This is a genomic window from uncultured Psychromonas sp., assembly GCF_947489755.1.
Taxonomy (GTDB): Bacteria; Pseudomonadota; Gammaproteobacteria; order Enterobacterales; family Psychromonadaceae; genus Psychromonas.
Genome location: NZ_CANLFB010000028.1, coordinates 1 through 14510, shown reverse-complemented (window position 1 = coordinate 14510; position 14510 = coordinate 1). Strand labels below are relative to the sequence as shown.

The window sequence follows — 14510 nt, the reverse complement described above, 5'->3', positions numbered from 1 at the left end:
TTTCAATGTATTTAGCGTTATTAACTCCTAATAAGAAATAATAAAAAACGATAATGAATTATGGTTCGTAATTTATTCATTTCATAACCTATTTACTATGACGCTTAATTATCTGTTATCTATCTGCTAGTCTCGTTAAAAAGCGATAAAAGAATACTCTTTATATAACCATTTGATACACAGCCCCCTCGAATAAAAACGGCTCATTTTAGGCAGAGTAAATATGACTGCGAAAGCAAAAATACTATTATTAATCGGGTTACTGTTCTCATCAGCTATATTCCTAGTGTCGGGTGTTGGTTTTAGTAATTTCAAATCTGCATCTACAGTCAATAAAAAGCTAAAGTTAGATAACCAAGCTTTTTTAATTTCTAAAGCACTTGAGCAGAAAATTGAACGTTATTTTGATGTGTTAAATGTTGTCGCAAATGATATTGAAATCGATGAAACTGGCTTATTAAATATAGATAAAGCCGTAAAATTATTACATATAGTAGTAGATAATTTAGGCGTTTTTAATGCATGCATTACGACAAAAGATGCGCGCACTTATACACATCAAAGCAATGGGTTAGAGGTTGGCTTTAATGCGAAAGAAAAAAAACGTGAATGGTACATACGCGGAGTTAATGGTGAAGATAAAATAATCACTACACCTTATATCAGTAATGCAGGTAATAAAGTCACTGCATTAGCCGTACCGCTTAAACGTAATGGAAAAGTGTTAGGCGTACTGGCTTTAAATCTTAGTATTCATCAGATTACAGGTTTCATTCAAGAACTCGCCCCTGAAAATAATATTTTTGTTAGCCGACAAGATGGTTTTTTACTTGCAGCCAAAGAGGTCGGATTAATTGGTAAAAATATATATGATGAACGTCCTTCTTATAAAGAGTTCAAAAGTAAAAGTATCAGTAATCATAATTACTATTTCGAGGGAGTCGAGTATACCGTTTCGGGTATTGTCGTGGATTCTTTACAGTGGACCGTATGGAGTTGGAGTAGTTGGAATGACATTAATGCGGCTTCGAATAAAAACTTACAAGTGAGTTTATGGATAGCATCAATATTTATAATTTTATCGCTGTATCTTATTTATTTGATTGTTATTAAAGTAATGTATCGCCCTATTGGCGGGGAACCAGCCGATATAGAAGCGATCGTAAATAAAATTTCACAAGGGAAGCTTAATTCAGTTACTGCAGTGACGGGCAGTGAAACCGGGATTTATAGTGCCATTCTTATTATGGTTAATAATTTAAAAAGTATCATTCAGCATATTAACCTCTCTACTGGGCAGTTAAATATCTCATCAGCACAAATGTCAGAGTCTGCTTCAAGTGTTAATAGTCGCTCTGCGTTGCAAATGAAGAAGCTAGAGCACACATCTGTAGCGATGAATGAAATGGCTGTCACAGTCGATGAAGTTGCACGTAATGCTTTGTCTGTTTCAACGGCAGTGGATCAAGCAAACAAACAATCGACTAAAGGTCTTAACGTTGTCAATGAGGTGAATATCAATATTTCGACACTCGTTGAAGACATTACTCATGTACAGCAAGTGATGGTTAAGTTTGAAGAGGAAGTTGAGAATATTGGGGGCGTCATTGACGTTATCCGTGGTATCTCAGAGCAAACTAATTCACTTGCATTGAATGCGGCGATTGAAGCGGCCCGAGCTGCTGGACAGGGGCGAGGGTTTACAGTGGTCGCTGATGAAGTAAAAGGGCTTGCTAATAGAACGCAAGAAAGTATTGCTGAAATTCAAACGATGATCAGGGGTTTACAAAATGAGTCAAAAAACTCGGTAGAGCTGATGCAAGTTAACATTGATAACGCACAATTAACGGTAAAAAAATCACAAGAGGCGAATAATGCCCTGGAAGAGATACGTCGAGCCATCTTTATTATTCAAGAGATGAATAATCAAATTGCCTCCTCAGCTGAGCAACAAAAATTGGTTGCAGCTGACATTAACCAAAGCATTGTTGATATTAATGATGTGGCTAAAATGACCTTTGATAGTTCAAAAAATAATACTCAAAGGGCTACTGAGCTATTAAATATAGCAGCTGCTTTGAACAAATCAGTTGAAGTATTTAAACTGTAAGCAATAAAAGAGCGTGTTCGTTATGCTCTTCAATGTTGAATTCGCCAAGTGTTTAATTTGCTTCATCTAAATGAGAAAAGTCCAATACCCGTTAAATAAGGTATTGGACTTTTTATTTTCACAATGTTATTTCCAGTATATTTTTCAGAAAAATAAAGTGTTAGATCATGTTTTACACACTTTTAGGTTATGGCGACAGCGAACAATTATGATTCTAATTTTATTGGACTTATAAACCCATCTGGTTTTAGGGCAAGCAAATCACTGTCTAGCTTATCAATGACTTGTTCTGCAGTGTGGCCTAATAGCGTTAAACCTATACCAGAACGTCCCACCGTTCCTAAAATAACCAATTCTGCTTTAATTTCTTGTGCCACATCGCTAATAGCATCTTCCGGCAAACCCTGTCGTAAATGTATATTTTGCGTTTCGATATTATATTTATTAGCATAATCATTTAAGGTTTTTTGGTGGAATTTCTTTAAGCCGTCTTCATAATGAATAGGATCAAATTCAGGTAGTTCCATCATAATATTCATTGGTGGGCTAGGATAAGCATTGACGACATGTACATTTGATTTCACCATTCCTGCAATATCATTCGCTTCGGCTAAAATAGCTTCATTCAAATTATGATGGTCTGGATCTTCAATACTTTTACAATCTACAGCACATAAAATATTACCATTTTCAGGCCAAGATTTAACTTTAACCAATAATAATGGAATAGGGCACTTACGTAATAAATTCCAATCAGTTGGTGTGAATAAAATGGCACTAAGTCGAGGGTGAGGATGGGTTGATTTTATTAATAAATCATAACCGTCTTTTAATATTAATTGAATGGCAGCTTGAAAAGGACGGTTATGCCAATGTACTTGACAGTTTATAGTATGTCCACGCTCTCTATAAGGTGCAGCAAGCGTTTCTAACCACCCTTTGTTATCACGGATAACTAAAGATTGCATCGCTTGACGTTCTTCCATAGAGCTTAAAGAGGTCATTTCGTAGGTTAGGTCGTAACAGGATAAGAATAAAGTTATTTTCGTCTCTTTTTCTTTTTCCGCTATTTCAATTGCACGTTGCAAAGCGGGCTGCTCTTCCTGTGTTGGATCTATATAAACTAAAATATTACGGTATTTAAGCATGTTAGCCTCCAATTTCTAATAATCTATATAACTATAACTTAGATCAAATAAGGGCAAACAGATAGTGATATCTGCCAGAAAATTGAAATTAATTTATTTTCTGGCGGGTTATGCAGGAGTTTGATTTTTAAGTTAATGAACCAGCTAACTCTGATAGTTGTGCATCATCTAATACTGTGATGTATTTACCTTTAACAGCAATCATGCCACTTTTTTGGAAACGTCCTAATAAACGACTTATTGTTTCAACTGTTAGACCTAAGTAATTACCGATATCACCGCGTGTCATCGATAACCTAAACTCTTTTGGTGAGAAACCACGAGCAGCAAAGCGAACTGATAAGTTATGAATAAATGACGCCAATCTTTCTTCTGCATTCTTTTTCGATAAGAGTAAAATCATATTTTGATCGCCAACAATTTCAGCACTCATTAAACGTAAAATTTGCTGTCTTAATTTAGGCATAGTCGTCGATAATTCATCTAGCGTATCGTAAGGGATTTCACAAATCATTGCTGTTTCAAGTGCTTGAGCAAAACTTGGGTGTGTACCTGTGCTAATACCATCAAAACCCACTAAATCACCCGCTAGGTGGAAAGCAGTAATCTGCTCATCGCCTTGCTCTGTAATGGTATAAGATTTTAAAGTACCTGAACGAATGGCATATAAACATTTCATATTATCGCCAGCTTTAAAAATTTCACTGCCTTTTTGAACTGGTTTTTTACGTTCAATGATCGTATCTAAACGATCTAATTCAGTCTCATTAAGAGAGTAAGGAATACATAGTTGACTAATACTACAATCTTGACAATGAATTGAATTGCCACCGGTTTGTGCTCGACTTGAATTACTTTTATCCATACTCATCTCTTAAATAATATTGACTATAGTTAATACTAACATCTTATAAAGTGGCTTTGAAATTGTTAATGACAAAGTTGCTCACCTAGGTCAGTATTTTCGAAACATTAGGCTTAATGGCAATATTAAGGGCTAATGTAATTGTATTAGGGCAATATAAATAGTTTGAAAAGCAAATAGCGCTAATATTAATCCACTGCCATACCTAAACCATTTTTTATTGAGGATATTTTTTAATTTATGGCTTAAAGACCCGACTAACATCATGGCAGGTAATGTGCCTAAACCAAAACCAAGCATAATAACTAAACCATTAAGGCCATTGGCCGTACTAATTGCCCAGACGAGAGAGGAGTAGACTAAACCACAAGGTAACCAGCCCCAAAAAAAGCCAAGGGGGAAAGCTAAAGCCGGATGTTTTAGTGGCAAAAAATATTGCGCTAAAGGCTTTATAAACTGCCACAAAAATTGACCTGCTCGTTCAACTATTATTAAACCATTCCATAATCTAGCAATATAAAACGCTAATAACAGCATCATAATGGCAGCGAAGATACGCAAATAAATAAGTGATTCTTTGCCTCCCATCCAGACAATTAACACACTGCTACTGGCTGCGAAAATAAAACCAGCTACTGAATAACTTGTTATGCGGCCTAAGTTATAGAGTAGTAATGAAAGTAATCCATTTTTTTGATCTGGGTTGATTGAAAAGCTCAGTGCACTAGCAATGCCTGAACACATACCAATACAATGTCCAGCCCCTAATAAACCGATTAAAAAAGCACTTAAAAAGTCATTAATGAGCATCTGGTTTTATATCACTTGTTTTCAAAGGCGTTGTTTGAGGTGACTTTATCTCTGAGTATTCAGATTTTTTTTGCGTTTTTTTTATTGAATTTGATGGCTGTACATCTTCATCGAATAAAATATTAACACCTTCTCTATCGAGGTCATCATATTGGTTTGACTTAACTGCCCAAAAAAACACGATGACTGCAATGGTGACAAAGATCATCGCTATTGGAATCAGTACATAGATAATATTCATTTTAATAACCTTAATGAATTGCTCACTACAATTAATGAACTAAAAGACATCCCTAACACTGCAACGTATGGAGGTACTAACCCCATCACGGCTAATGGCACAATGATCACATTATAGCCGATTGCCCAACCTAGATTCTCTTTAATGATACGTGTTGTTTGTTTCGAATTATTAGTTAATAGATTTATTTTACGTAAATCAGAACCTAATAGAATGACGTCTGCACTATTTTTAGCAATATCGGTTCCACTGGCTAATGCCACTGAGATGTGAGCACCTGCTAACACAGGCGCATCATTGATACCGTCTCCAATCATCATAACTTGTTGTGATTGTTGTAACATTTCGATATGCGCTAATTTTTGTTGTGGGCTAACGCCTTTAACTACATTTTTAATGTTTAATTGCTTTGCGACTTCTTCACTTTTATCTGAAATATCGCCTGTTAACATAGTCGTTTCTAGGTTGTTTTTATGACAAAAACGCACTAAATCCATTGCAGATTCACGTATTTCGTCACCTAATTCAAAGGTTGCAGCAAGTTGCTGGTTAACCGTTAGGTAGATTAATAACTCATGACTACTAAGTGTTTTATTTACTTCGCAGAATGCTGCATGGCCTAACTTCACTTGCAATTGTTGACCACCATCTTCCCAGATAGCTTGTAAACCTTGCCCTGGAATGTTTTCAATATTATTTAATACTAATGTTTGACCTTTTAATTGTGTGAAAGCAACTGCAATAGGGTGCTCTGAGTTCATTTCAAGGTTTGCAGCCAGGTTAATACATTGTTGTTTATTATATTGGGACTTTGTAATTTCTAATGTGGGTAGATGTGTATTAAGTAATTTAAAGTCACCTTGCGTTAACGTGCCAGTTTTATCAAAAACAACATGATCTATTTTATTCACGGTCTCTAATACGTGATGTTGTTTAATTAAAATGCCTTGTTTATTAAGCTGTGCCGTAGCACAAGTTAGTGCGGTAGGGGTTGCAAGAGAGAGTGCACATGGGCAAGTGGCCACCAGTACAGACAAGGTGATCCAAAATGCTTGGTCAGGATCAATGATGCTCCAACCAATATAAGTGAATGTTGCGACTAATAATAACGCCGCTACAAAGTAACGAGATACCGTATCAGCAATCACTTCAATATGAGGTTTATTTTGTTGTGCACTATTTTGCAATTGTATGATGTCTGAAATGAGTGTGTTGTTACCGATATTGACCACTTCAATAGTGAGTACACTACTAATATTCACGGTACCCGCATAAACAATATCTTGAGGTTTTTTGAAAACAGGTAAATGTTCACCGGTGAGCATGGACTCTTCAATATTACTTTGACCGTCTACAATGATACCGTCGATAGCAATGGTTTCGCCCGGCTTAACCAGTATTTTTTGACCTGGTATAAGAGTTTTTGCCGGGGTTAAGTGGTGTGTGGTTTCACCATCATTTGTTTCTAATAAAGTTGCCATCGAAGGCAATAAACGCAATAAATTACTGCTGGTTTCAGATGCTTTACGACGAGCACGAAGTTCTAATAAGCGGCCTAATAGCAGTAAAAAAGTGAACATTGATACGGATTCGAAATAAACTTCGCCTTCGCCCACAATAGTGGCATAACTAGAAGCCGTATAAGCGCCCAACAAAGCAATTGATATGGGGATATCCATCCCTAAGGTTTTATTGCGGATATTACGCCATGCATTTACATAAAATGGTTGTGCACTGTATAGAAGCACTGGCGTTGCCAGAATAAAACTAACCCATCTAAAGTAAGTAATGAATTCTTGCTGCATGCCCGAAAAGAAGTCTGCATATAACGCGATTGCAAACATCATTACCTGCATAGTCGCAAGACCTGCTAATCCTAATCTACGTAAATATGATTTAACTTGTTGAGTATAAAAAAGCTCTTGTTGATTCACTTGGAAAGGGTAGGCTTTATAACCAATACGTTGAATTTGTTCTAAGATTTTACTTAATACAAGTTGCTCATTATCCCAACGAATAACGGCGCGATTTAAAGTGGTATTGACGTTAACAAAAATAAGACCGGGTAAAAAACGTAACTGCTTTTCAATAAGCCAGGCACAAGCAGCACAGCTTATGCCTTCGATAGTTAAGGTTATTTCTGTCGTGTTGCCATTTTGTTTTATAAAATCGAGTTGTATTTGTTCAATATCATAATGTTCAAGTTGCTGTAGTTCATCTGGGATTAATGATTCCCCTTTAGCTGCAACTTCTGTTCTGTGTTCATAATAAGAGCTTAACCCACTATCAACAATTGTCTGAGCGACTGCCTGACAACCAGGACAACACATCGTTTGTTGCTGACCATTAATCAGGACATAAAAAGTTGAATTGCTTGGATTAGGCTCTCCACAATGAAAGCATTGGCTTACCTGTTGCATTTATAATGTTATTTTTTCAGATGGAAAAATGACTTTCTTCTCTAAACGCCATTTTTTATCAAAGGGTTCAAGTCGAAGTGACCATTTACCTTCTAATGGTTGGTCTGTTTCAAAATGATAGTTACCCTCTGCATCTGCCGTTAGCATAGAAAGCTTATCGCGCTTAGATTGAGTTGAATGAAATAAAGAGAAACTGATTGAAGTATTTGTTTCTAATCCTTTCATCTTGATTAATAAACCATCTGCTTGTTGTACTACTTCAGCAGAAAGACCTAACTTTTTAGCATTAGTTAATAAGCTTAAATCGGCATTAATTGCTTTGCCAGTTTTATAGTAATCATCAACAACCATATCGGGTTTATTATCAGAGGCGATAATAAACGTACTGATACCAGCAACAACAGCAGCCATTGGTAAAATAATTAAAAACCAAGGCCAAAATTGTTTAAACCAAGACTTTTTTACTTCTGTTTGCATGACAATTCCTGTTATTAAAAGTAGGGGGAGGCAATACGCGATAATCTAGCATTTATGACGAATTTTAGCTATAAAAAAGCCTCGATTAACGAGGCTTTAAATGTTCGATTCAATACGCTAAATAGCGATTAAATTTAACTTATTTTGGTTGTGATAAAGAATAAACAAATGCAGAGATTAGTTGAATCTTATCTTCGCCTAACACATCTTTCCAAGCTGGCATGACACCATTTCGGCCATTGTTTAATGTATCTTCAACTGCTTTACGTGAACCACCGTATAACCACACTTTATCCGTAAGGTTAGGGGCACCAAATGCATGTAAACCTTTACCGTCAGCACCATGACATGCAGCACAAACCACAAATCGTTCTGCACCGGCTTGAGCATCAATGTCATTCACACGACGACCACTTAGTTGTAATACATAGCTTGTTACTTCTTTTATACCGTCTTCGCCTAGAATATCTTTCCACGCTGGCATTGCTGCATTACGGCCATTCATTAACGTTTCTTTGATGGTTAATGGGTCACCACCATATAGCCAATCATCATCAGTAAGATTTGGAAAACCTTTACTACCACGAGCATCAGAACCATGACATTGAGCACAGTTTTGTAGGAATAAACGCTGACCTACTTTTACTGCTTCTGAGTCTTTAGCAATGACTTCGATGTCTTTATAAACACCTGCATCGGTATAAACGAGTTGTTTAAATACTTCGCCGTATTTAATTTCTGCAGCATCTATTTCACGTTGGTATTGTGATTTTGATGTTTCCGCGCGCTCATCTAGTTGAGAGACATCAGTAACGTCTTTATCTGCACTCGTCCAATTTAAAAAGCCGTTCCAATTTGCTGTGTAGCTTGGGAACGCAATAGAGTAAATTAACGCGATAACAATCGTAAACCAAAATAAACCAACCCACCATTTAGGCAGGGGATTATTCAATTCTTGAATACCATCAAAGGTGTGCGGCATTGGTTCGCCTTCTTTTACACCTGTATTATTCGTGTTTGCTGCTTTTAGAAGTACTGCACAACCGATGATGACGGTTAATGTGATGACAGATATCCATATTGTCCAAAAAATGCTCATTATTTTTTAGCTCCTGTATGTTCGCTTGAGGTGCTTTCATACTGTGTTGAGTCCAGGTCATCTTCTAAAATAGAATTACCCATTTCTTCAAATGACTTTTTTTGTTTTTTACTGTAGGCCCATAAAATTAACCCAACGAAAATAATAATTAAAAATAATGTATATAATCCGTTAAAAGTTCCAAAATCCATATAGCCTCCAGTAGCCTGACGTGCCTATTACTAGGCACTAACTTTAATTATTTAAACGCATGACCAAGTGATTGTAAGTATGCAATCAATGCTTGCATCTCAGTTTTACCTTCAACGGCTGCTTTAGCACCTGCAATATCCTGTTCAGAATAAATTGGCTGCATTACACCATTTTCATCTTTATGGCCTTGGTTTTTAGTCAACATGTTGAAAATTTCTAGCTTGCGAGCAGTGTCTTCACCTGTTAACAAATCAGTTGCTAACCATGGGAAGCCCGGCATGTTCGACTGAGATACAACATCACGAGGGTTTATTAAATGAACCTCGTGCCATGCGTCAGAATAACGACCACCTACGCGTGCTAAATCAGGACCAGTACGTTTAGAGCCCCATAGGAATGGATGTTCCCAAACACTTTCACCTGCCATGCTGTAGTGACCGTAACGCTCAGTTTCAGCACGGAAAGGGCGGATCATTTGGCTGTGACATACATGGCAACCTTCGCGAATATAAATATCACGACCTTCCATTTCTAGTGCTGTGTATGGGCGTAATGTATCAACCGGTGTATTGGTTTCTTTTTGGAATATTAACGGCGTAATCTGAGCCAATCCACCAAAGCTAATCGCAATGATAATCAGAATGGCTAATAAACCAACATTCTTTTCAATAAATTCATGTTTCATTATCAACTCCTTCCTAAGCTAATTCTTGAGGCTTGATAGAGCCTTCTTCTGCAGTCACTGTTTTAAATGTATTGTAAGCCATTACAAACATACCAGTTAAGAAGATAACACCGCCTAGGAAACGTAATGCATAGAACGGGTAAGATTTCTCTAATGATTCAACGAAGGTATACGTTAATGTACCGTCTGCATTTACAGCTCTCCACATTAGCCCTTGCATCACACCAGATATCCACATTGCGACTATGTATAAAACAGTACCAACAGTTGCTAACCAGAAATGTAAGTTAACTAATGCCGTGCTGTACATGCCTTGTTGACCAAATAAACGTGGAACCAAATGGTAAATAGAACCAATTGAAACCATTGCTACCCAACCTAGTGCACCAGAGTGTACGTGACCGATTGTCCAGTCAGTATAATGTGATAAAGCATTAACTGTTTTAATCGCCATCATCGGACCTTCAAACGTAGACATACCGTAGAAAGAAAGAGAAACCACTAAGAAACGTAAGATAGGGTCTGTACGTAGTTTATGCCACGCGCCAGATAGCGTCATAATACCATTGATCATGCCACCCCAAGATGGAGCAAATAAGATCAGTGACATCACCATACCTAATGATTGAGCCCAATCAGGTAATGCAGTGTAATGAAGGTGATGTGGGCCAGCCCAGATATAAACAGCAATTAGCGCCCAAAAATGAATAATAGATAAGCGGTAAGAGTAAACTGGGCGGTTTGCTTGTTTAGGAACGAAGTAATACATCATTCCAAGGAAGCCGGCTGTTAGCAAGAAACCAACGGCATTATGGCCGTACCACCACTGTACCATCGCATCAACCGCACCTGCATACACAGAATATGATTTCATCGATGACATTGAAACTGGAATCGCCATACTATTAACAATATGCAATACCGCTACTGTCAAAATAAACGCACCAAAGAACCAATTCGCTACATAAATGTGTGACGTTTTACGTATCGCCATTGTGCCAAAGAAAACCGTCGCATAAAGCACCCAAATGACGGTAATAAGTAAGTCAATTGGCCATTCTAACTCAGCGTATTCTTTTGACGTTGTGTAACCTAGAGGTAATGAAATAGCAGCAGATAAAATTACTAATTGCCATCCCCAGAACACGATAGAGGCTAACGGGCCACCAAACAATCTAGTTTGACAGGTACGTTGAACGACATAAAAAGAAGTGGCCATTAACGCTGACGTACCAAATGCAAAAATAACAGCATTGGTATGAAGAGGACGTAAACGACTGTAAGTAAGCCAAGGTGTATCGAAGTTTAAAGCTGGCCAGACGAGTTGAGCTGCAATAAGCACCCCTACACTCATGCCAACGATACCCCAAAGAATGGTGGTAAGTGTAAACTGACGAACTACTTTCATGTTGTAGTCAGGTTGGATATTGGTTGCGGTTGTCATTGTGTTGATTCCATGCATGTATTTACAATGTACGTTCGTTATGACGTAAAAATAAGTATTCAACATAAATGTTTTAAAGTTAAACTGAAAACATTTATATTTGGGCCGAAGTTTACGCGAGAATTAAAAAAATGAACAGATTTCCATTGATTTAATGTTAATAAAACTAATGTTTGTTTTAAAAAATGCGCGTTAACCACTATTTTTACAAGGAATTGCAATGCTTACAAAAAGTAGATTGATTCAACTAGTTAGTATGCTTAGTTTACTAATTGGTTTATTCGTTTGGAGAACCATTGATTTATCTGAAACAGAAACGGATAAGTCTAAAATTGATAAGCAGGGATTGGAGCTTGATGAAACAATTTGTGATCTTGCCCAACCCTGTGTTTTTAACTCAATTTTAGGGAACTTTGTTTTATCGGTTGATGAAGGGAAAATTGTACCTGAACATTGGTATAACTTAACACTAAAAAGTGATGCTAAAAGTTGGCAAGTCAAGAGTGCTAAAATAGTGGGTAAAACAATGTTTATGGGACAAATACCTATTAAATTTTCTCCTGTAGAAAAAAAGGATGGAGAGCTTCAATCTCACGCTAAAAGTATGATTGGTGTTTGTACTGAAGATAGAATGTTGTGGCGATTGAAAATGATCATAGAAGTTGAAGGGAAGTCAATTGATATACATTATGATTTTCTGATTATCAAATGAAGCTAATTAAATCATACTTATTATCTGAATTTTTATGAAAGTAGCTTATTTTATCTTGGTTAGATCAAAGGAAGTGCTTTGTGTCATGCAATTTTTGAAATTGTTATAAAAGCGTGATTTATCTGGTTATGCAAAGTGCTATTATTGATTTCAGTGTATTTTATATGACTTCATTGAACTGTATAACGTTAAAGCGCTTTATAAATAACCTTAAGTGACTTTACATCTAGTATTAAGAACACTTTACTTTTCAGTATCCTAAATGAGAGTCGTATTATTATTTTGTTTAACAATACTAAGTGATGTAGTAGGCAAATAACCATATAAATAATGCTATAAATAACAAAGTAACAACAAACCAATCATCTCAATATAGTATTAATTTTAGGGTGCCAAAAGGTAATTAACACTTTTCTTTATATTACTCATTTAACCGTCAGTAATAGATACCGTTTTTTTTAGAGAAAAATTTCAAAAAAAATTAAAAAGCTTCAAACTTTGAGTGCCTGAACAAATGTCAGGTGAGACTATTTTAAGTAAAAGTTAAATACACCCCTTATAATTAGGGGGGTAAAGTAAATAATTAAGGAAAATAATGAGTTTTTTTACATTAAAGCGAAATAAAACTGAGCCATCCGCGGTCCTTAAGGATATGAATAGAAAACAAAAACGATATGAATCATTAGTGAATGTTTATAGCGCGGATTTATACCGTTATGCATTCTGGGTGTGCCGTGATCCTGAGGTTGCTCAAGATTTGGTGCAAGAAACCTGTCTGCGTGCTTGGAAAAGCATAGACAGTTTATTAGATGACAAGTCAGCAAAAGCTTGGTTGTTCACTATTTTAAGGCGAGAGAATGCCAGACGCTTTGAACGTAAACAATTATCATTAGTTGATATTGATGATTATGAAATAGCGGCGGAAGAAAATTCGAGCCCATATGATCAAGAACTTATTCAGCAAAAAATAGCTGCTTTACCGGTTGAATATAAAGAACCTTTATTATTACAACTCATTGCAGGTTTTACCGCTGAAGAAATAGCAACACAACTAGACCTAAATAAAAACACCGTGTTAACACGGTTATTTAGAGCGAAAAATTTACTTAAAACTAACTTAAAAGTAGAGATGAATAATAATGGAGAAGCGCATGGATGATATTTTATTTCGTCATACTGCAATAGCGACGCCTAATGATAAATCCGACGAGTTTTTATCGCGCGCTGCTGAATCAGATTGTGCAAAAAATTTAATAGAAGAGTCAAAAGCATTCGATAAACTACTAAAAAATAGTTTACGTATAGATGTACCTGATGATTTAACTGATAAAATAATGCTAGAACAAAGCTTTGCATTAGAACGTGATAAAAATATGAGTGCTCGTTGGCATATTGCTATTGCGGCCTCAATTGCATTTGTAATTGGTTTAAGTCTACCAATGATGGGGAGCCTAACAGAAAATAAAGGCCCATCCGATATCGGGACGGTTGCTTTACAGCATGTTCAACAAGAATACTTCTTAACTGCAAAAGCAAATGAAAATGCAACATTGCAAAGTGTTAATGCTAAATTGGCTGTTTACGGCGGTACTGCCGAGCCAGGTTTAGGCGAAGTGATGTTTGTTAATTACTGTAGTTTTGAAGGTACTTCTGCTTTACACATGATTTTTAAAGGTGAAAAAGGGCGAGTGACGGTATTTGTTGTACCAGAAGATGCAAATTTTACCCCTTCAGCTGAATTTAGTAACACACATCTTAAAGGTATTTCCGAACATGTCGGCAAAGCGAGTGTTGTTATTGTCGGCGAACCAGATGAACCACTTGAAATGATGAAAGAAAAAATTAATAAAAGTATTAAGTGGGATATCTAAGCTGTTCTAATATTGAACAATAAAAGGGCTAGTTAGCCTATAATTGTGATTGGTTGCTTGAATTATCAGCAACCAATTTTTTTATCTGCCTTTTTTGTTGACATGATTAAACGCAAAAAATATACTGCGCCCGTCTTTAACGTGACTGAAACAAATAAGTTCTGGTTGCACTATCAATTATTTAACCAATTGATATGATAGAAGGCTAGCTATATAAAACTATAGCAAATTAGAATTCCTCTTAGGTTAGTTAGTAGAGCCATAGAGACACTGTTAATTTGTATTTAAATTTAATAGTGAGAAAGTTACAATTCCTCTTTAGCTCGGTTGATAGAGCAATAGAGACACTGTTAATTTATATTTAATAGTGAGAAAGTTTACAATTCCTCTTTAGCTCAGTTGGTAGAGCAACGGACTGTTAATCCGTGTGTCGCTG

Annotated in this window: 14 protein-coding genes; 4 read left to right on the top strand and 10 right to left on the bottom strand. The window is 36.3% G+C overall.

Annotation, left to right across the window (positions count from 1 at the left end):
* The first annotated feature begins 223 nt into the window (after positions 1–223).
* Positions 224–2110 carry a methyl-accepting chemotaxis protein gene (locus Q0794_RS14290; protein ID WP_298943008.1) on the top strand — a complete coding sequence of 629 codons (1887 nt, stop codon included), beginning with the start codon at positions 224–226 and terminating at the stop codon, positions 2108–2110.
* Positions 2111–2316: 206 nt separating this feature from the next.
* Here Q0794_RS14290 and uspE read toward each other — a convergent pair whose 3' ends face one another.
* From uspE to ccoN, 10 genes are all read right to left on the bottom strand, one after another.
* Positions 2317–3258 (bottom strand): universal stress protein UspE, encoded by a 942-nt coding sequence (gene uspE / locus Q0794_RS14285; RefSeq protein ID WP_298943007.1) that lies wholly within the window; start codon positions 3256–3258, stop codon positions 2317–2319.
* A gap of 127 nt (positions 3259–3385) precedes the next feature.
* On the bottom strand, positions 3386–4129 hold the full coding sequence (locus Q0794_RS14280; RefSeq protein WP_298943006.1) for an FNR family transcription factor: 744 nt from the start codon (positions 4127–4129) through the stop codon (positions 3386–3388).
* Between the two features lie 126 nt (positions 4130–4255).
* Entirely contained in the window at positions 4256–4933 is a 678-nt protein-coding gene (locus Q0794_RS14275) for a sulfite exporter TauE/SafE family protein (RefSeq protein WP_298943005.1), read from the bottom strand.
* Positions 4923–5174, bottom strand: coding sequence for a cbb3-type cytochrome oxidase assembly protein CcoS (gene ccoS, locus Q0794_RS14270; protein ID WP_298943004.1), 252 nt, complete (start codon positions 5172–5174; stop codon positions 4923–4925). Before ccoS ends, Q0794_RS14275 begins: the two co-directional genes overlap by 11 nt.
* Positions 5171–7594, bottom strand: coding sequence for a heavy metal translocating P-type ATPase (locus Q0794_RS14265; RefSeq protein WP_298943003.1), 2424 nt, complete (start codon positions 7592–7594; stop codon positions 5171–5173). Before Q0794_RS14265 ends, ccoS begins: the two co-directional genes overlap by 4 nt.
* The gene (locus Q0794_RS14260) at positions 7595–8071 is read right to left on the bottom strand and encodes a FixH family protein (RefSeq protein ID WP_298943002.1); all 477 of its coding nucleotides are present in this window, start codon (positions 8069–8071) and stop codon (positions 7595–7597) included. It abuts the gene before it with no gap.
* A gap of 139 nt (positions 8072–8210) precedes the next feature.
* Positions 8211–9170, bottom strand: coding sequence for a cytochrome-c oxidase, cbb3-type subunit III (gene ccoP, locus Q0794_RS14255; protein WP_298943001.1), 960 nt, complete (start codon positions 9168–9170; stop codon positions 8211–8213).
* Complete coding sequence (locus Q0794_RS14250) at positions 9170–9361, bottom strand: cbb3-type cytochrome c oxidase subunit 3 (protein ID WP_160063096.1); 192 nt, start codon at positions 9359–9361, stop codon at positions 9170–9172. Before Q0794_RS14250 ends, ccoP begins: the two co-directional genes overlap by 1 nt.
* Before the next feature lie 47 nt (positions 9362–9408).
* On the bottom strand, positions 9409–10047 hold the full coding sequence (gene ccoO, locus Q0794_RS14245; protein ID WP_298943000.1) for a cytochrome-c oxidase, cbb3-type subunit II: 639 nt from the start codon (positions 10045–10047) through the stop codon (positions 9409–9411).
* A 13-nt stretch (positions 10048–10060) separates the two neighbouring features.
* Positions 10061–11491 carry a cytochrome-c oxidase, cbb3-type subunit I gene (ccoN, locus tag Q0794_RS14240; RefSeq protein ID WP_298942998.1) on the bottom strand — a complete coding sequence of 477 codons (1431 nt, stop codon included), beginning with the start codon at positions 11489–11491 and terminating at the stop codon, positions 10061–10063.
* Positions 11492–11711: 220 nt separating this feature from the next.
* Between ccoN and Q0794_RS14235 the strand changes: the two genes are divergently transcribed.
* The 3 genes from Q0794_RS14235 (at position 11712) to Q0794_RS14225 (ending at position 14074) form a co-directional block, all read left to right on the top strand.
* Positions 11712–12203 carry a hypothetical protein gene (locus tag Q0794_RS14235; RefSeq protein WP_298942997.1) on the top strand — a complete coding sequence of 164 codons (492 nt, stop codon included), beginning with the start codon at positions 11712–11714 and terminating at the stop codon, positions 12201–12203.
* A gap of 595 nt (positions 12204–12798) precedes the next feature.
* Positions 12799–13362: a sigma-70 family RNA polymerase sigma factor gene (locus tag Q0794_RS14230; RefSeq protein ID WP_298942996.1), complete on the top strand. Its 564-nt coding sequence runs from the start codon at positions 12799–12801 to the stop codon at positions 13360–13362.
* Entirely contained in the window at positions 13355–14074 is a 720-nt protein-coding gene (locus Q0794_RS14225) for a DUF3379 family protein (RefSeq protein WP_298942995.1), read from the top strand. Before Q0794_RS14230 ends, Q0794_RS14225 begins: the two co-directional genes overlap by 8 nt.
* Positions 14075–14510 lie beyond the last annotated feature (436 nt).